We start from the raw sequence: 3,366 nt of genomic DNA, 5'->3' as shown, positions 1-3,366 counted from the left end.
CTGAACCCGCCATTAATGCCAGGAAGGCGAATTACATTGCCTGCCAACCTTTATTGGTTTTGACCAGCATGATTCTGGCTTCCTGAGGTTCAGAGATCCCCTTAACGTCCGCAAAGGCTTTTTTATCTACCCAGCCTGGAATACCGTCAAGTTTCCATGTGTAGGTCACCTGGGTCATTTTCTGTGCGCCGCCGTCATTCGGTTCGGTCCAGACTTTGACCTCATCAACGGCTTTATGGCCGACACAAACTCCCTTGGTTTTATCCCAGAACGAGACATCCTGACCTTTCTCGGTCAGTTGCAGCACATTAACCCGGCTCCAGCCGCTGGTATCCTGAGAAATCGCTAACAGCCCCTGGTTCTGTAGTCCTTTTAAAATCGCATCGCTGTTGCTAAGGCCACCGATATTAAAGCCTGCATTAACCCGCACCGGGAATGAGACATTATTATCCTGCAACGAGTAGCAGATGTCTGACTGATTAATTTTGGCGTTAATGGCATCTTCGATATCTCCTTTAGAAATATCACCACAACCGGCCAGCAGCAGAGAAACACCAACAGCTAAAACAACCTTTTTCATCCCTATAATCCTTAATAACTGAATAAAAATGCCATTTTTGCGCGTCTTCCTTCTGTCGTCCCGGCGTAAACGCACGCCATCTGCGCAGCACAGGTTCAGGAAGTGGATGCAATGAGTGATAAGTATCCTTTCATTTCATCCCTGAGCGAATGACATTTATTTCATTAAAATTTTGAATATGTTATTACTAAGACAAATCGTTTTATTTCGCGATAACACACTAAACGACCTGACCAGTCGCTATTTTTCCTCTATTTCATCGCCTCGTCATATCGTTTATCTATTAATTAAATCAGATAATAATAGGTTGAATCTATTAATTTTATCAATGAATTCAATTAATTTTGCTTAACTATAGTCGTGTAGAGGATTGCGCTGAGTAACAAAGCCCGATGATTGAAATCAAAAAATAAATACCGTATAACAGGCTGCTCCGAGGGGTGTCCTGTCATGGGCTGAGATGGCGTAAGCCGAACCCTTTGAACCTGATCTGGGTCATGCCAGCGAAGGGACGGGTTGGTAGTCTGCACTTGCCATTCAGCTCATCGCGCCCGGATCTCCACACACTTTTGGGGGTCCCATGTTTACCACTATGTTTGACACCGGTCTCTATGGCCGACTGCGCCAGCAGGCAGGCAGCCACTGGCAGAACTATGTTGCCCATCCCTTTATCCAGCAGCTGGCCGTCGGGACGCTGGATGAAAGCGCGTTTCGCCGCTATCTGACGCAGGATTATCTGTTTCTTATCCACTTCGCCCGCGCCTGGGCCTTGCTGGTGTATAAAATGCGCACCCTGCCCGATATTCGTGCGGCCGCTGCATCCCTTGAGGCAATCGTTTCAGAACTGCCGCTGCATATCAGCTACTGCGCAGACTGGGGTCTTAGCGAAGCTGAAATGGCCGCGCAGCCCGAGGCGATGGAAACCATCAACTACACCCGCTATGTGCTGGATATTGGTCAGTCGGGCGATGCGCTGGATCTGCTGGTGGCGCTAATGCCCTGCGTCGCGGGTTATGCGGAAATCGGCCTGCGCCTGCTGGACGATCCGGCCACGGCGATGGTCGGAAATCCCTACGCCCGCTGGATTGCTAACTATGGCGATAGCGACTACCTGACGGGGGTACAGAGCGCACTTGACCTGCTGGAGCGCACCGGTCAACAGCGCGGTGCGGAAAGCCGCTTCGGGAGTTTGTCGACCATCTTCACCACCGCCACCCAGCTTGAAGCGGCATTCTGGCAGATGGGGCTGAATGCCCCGGTGAAGCCATGAAGAAATCATCACTCTCAGCGCCAGCCGGAATTCAGGTGCGCAACCTGACGCTGCATTTCGGCAAGCAGGTCATTTTCGACTCACTCAGTTTCGATATCGACAGCGGCAGTTTTGTCGCGTTGCTCGGTGCCAGTGGCGTCGGTAAAACCAGCCTGTTGCGGATCATTGCCGGGCTGGCATCGCCCACTTCCGGCACGGTCTGCGGCAGCGACGGGCAACCGCTGACCGGTCGTATCGCATGGATGGGGCAACAAGATCTGCTTTATCCCTGGCTGACGGTAGCGGAAAATATCACGCTCGCCCCACGGCTGCGCGGCGAAAAAGTCGACCAGCCGTGGGCCGACTCACTGCTGGAACGTGTCGGACTGGCAGGTAAGCAGGCGCTGCTACCTGCGGCACTGTCGGGCGGAATGCGTCAGCGCGTTGCCATTGCCCGCACGCTGTATCAGCGTCAGCCGATTGTGCTGATGGATGAGCCCTTCTCTGCTCTCGACACCGTTACCCGTGCGAAGGTTCAGGCACTGGCGTCAGAGCTGCTGAGCGACCATACCGTGCTGTTGATTACTCACGATCCGATGGAAGCCTGCCGCCTCAGTCATCGCCTGATGACGCTTTCCGGCCACCCGGCACAGATTACCAATACGCAGGTGATTGCCGGTACGCCGCCCCGTGCGCCTGACGATCCTCATCTGCTCTACAGTCAGGGAAAATTATTGCAGCAACTGATGAGTGCCGAAGCATGAAGGGACTGACGGTATTCGCCGGTTTTATGCTGCTGTGGTGGCTGATCACTTTTTCCGCTATTCCCGCTTTTCTGCTGCCCTCACCGGTGGCAGTGGCGCAGGCGTTGTGGAATGGCCACGCCTTCTTGCTGCACCATACGCTAATTACCGCGACAGAAATGCTGTGCGGCCTGCTATTGGGCGTTCTGCTTGGCGCGCTGCTGGCGCTGGCGATGATTTATTCCCCGCGAGTGCAACGCTGGCTGATGCCGGTGGTGGTGACCAGTCAGGCGATACCGGTTTTTGCGCTGGCTCCCCTGCTGGTGCTGTGGTTCGGCTTTGGTATCAGCGCCAAAGTGGCGATGGCAGTGCTGGTGATCTTCTTTCCGGTGGTTTCAACCTTTTATGACGGCCTACGGCAGGTCAATGGCGATTATCTCGATCTGGCCCGCACCATGGGTGCCTCACGCTGGGCGCAGTTGCGCCATGTGCGGCTGATGGCGGCACTACCAGCCTTTGGTTCCGGGCTCCGTATGGCGGCGGTCATCGCCCCGATCGGTGCGATTATTGGTGAATGGGTCGGCTCAGCAGAAGGTCTGGGCTATCTGATGCTTAATGCCAATGCGCGCATGCAAACCGATCTCTGTTTTGCCGCACTGTTTATCCTGGTCGTTTTGACCGTCTTACTGTGGAAAACGGTGGATGTCCTGGTTCGTCGCCTGGTGTTCTGGGCACCAGAAACCCCCTCATCTTCAATATAAAAGGCCCTATGATGAAAAAAAGCATATTTGCGT

4 protein-coding genes and 1 riboswitch are annotated in these 3,366 nt (G+C 53.8%); of the genes, 3 read left to right on the top strand and 1 reads right to left on the bottom strand.

The window, feature by feature from the left end; translation table 11 throughout:
* Window positions 1-31: 31 nt before the first annotated feature.
* A complete protein-coding gene (locus NG42_RS14940; RefSeq protein ID WP_052900348.1) occupies window positions 32-580 on the bottom strand; it encodes a hypothetical protein in 549 nt (182 codons plus the stop codon).
* 426 nt (window positions 581-1,006) lie between these two features.
* A riboswitch (TPP riboswitch) is annotated at window positions 1,007-1,109 on the top strand.
* Between the two features lie 51 nt (window positions 1,110-1,160).
* Between NG42_RS14940 and NG42_RS14935 the strand changes: the two genes are divergently transcribed.
* From NG42_RS14935 to NG42_RS14925, 3 genes are read left to right on the top strand one after another with little or no spacing between them, the layout of a single operon-like run.
* Window positions 1,161-1,850 (top strand): TenA family protein, encoded by a 690-nt coding sequence (locus NG42_RS14935; RefSeq protein WP_052900346.1) that lies wholly within the window; start codon window positions 1,161-1,163, stop codon window positions 1,848-1,850.
* A complete protein-coding gene (locus tag NG42_RS14930; RefSeq protein WP_052900344.1) occupies window positions 1,847-2,593 on the top strand; it encodes an ABC transporter ATP-binding protein in 747 nt (248 codons plus the stop codon). Before NG42_RS14935 ends, NG42_RS14930 begins: the two co-directional genes overlap by 4 nt.
* Entirely contained in the window at window positions 2,590-3,333 is a 744-nt protein-coding gene (locus NG42_RS14925; RefSeq protein ID WP_052900342.1) for an ABC transporter permease, read from the top strand. Before NG42_RS14930 ends, NG42_RS14925 begins: the two co-directional genes overlap by 4 nt.
* The last annotated feature ends 33 nt before the right edge of the window (window positions 3,334-3,366 follow it).

This window comes from Winslowiella iniecta (assembly GCF_001267535.1).
Lineage (GTDB): Bacteria > Pseudomonadota > Gammaproteobacteria > Enterobacterales > Enterobacteriaceae > Erwinia > Erwinia iniecta.
This window is presented reverse-complemented; position numbering and strand designations above follow the sequence as displayed.